The 577-nt window shown below is 41.8% G+C and carries 1 pseudogene; it reads right to left on the bottom strand.

Annotated features, from left to right (window positions below):
• Positions 1 to 577, bottom strand: a pseudogene (locus F1592_RS13015) (YSIRK signal domain/LPXTG anchor domain surface protein); the annotation flags it as partial.

Genomic DNA, 577 nt, shown 5'->3' with positions numbered 1-577 from the left:
ATCAACATGAGTATTTGGATCTGTTGTGACCGTAATAGGTGTTTGAGTACCAGCTTTACCACCTAAATCTGTATCAAGTGTTGGAACCGTTGGTGGCGTAGTATCAGTTGCTTTAACAGGATCAGACGTAGAACTATTTGGATGTTCCGCATTATCAGTCGCCTTGGCAGTAACATTACCTTCAGGGATCGGTTTTGTCGGTGTAATTGTAACATGCCCCGTATTGTCTGTTGTACCTGAACCAATAACATTGCCATCTTTATCTAATAATTCCACTTTTGTATTCGGATCAGTAGTAACTTCAACAGGATCAGTAGTTGTCGCTTTACCAGTTAAATCACTTGTAACCACAGGCGCCGTTGGCGGAGTTGTATCAGTCGCTTTTTTCGGTTGAGATGTAGAACTATTCGGATGTTCTGCATTATCAGTCGCCTTGGCAGTGACGTTACCTTCAGGAATCGGTTTTGTCGGTGTAATTGTGACATGCCCCGTATTATCTGTTGTACCTGAACCAATGATATTACCATCTTTATCAAGTAAATCAACATGAGTATTCGGATCCGTTGTCACCGTAATC

The sequence above is a fragment of the Staphylococcus sp. GDX7P312P genome (assembly GCF_008385775.1).
GTDB classification, from domain to species: Bacteria; Bacillota; Bacilli; order Staphylococcales; family Staphylococcaceae; genus Staphylococcus; species Staphylococcus haemolyticus.
The sequence above is the reverse complement of the archived record's forward strand: the minus strand, read 5'-3'. Positions and strand labels throughout refer to the sequence as shown.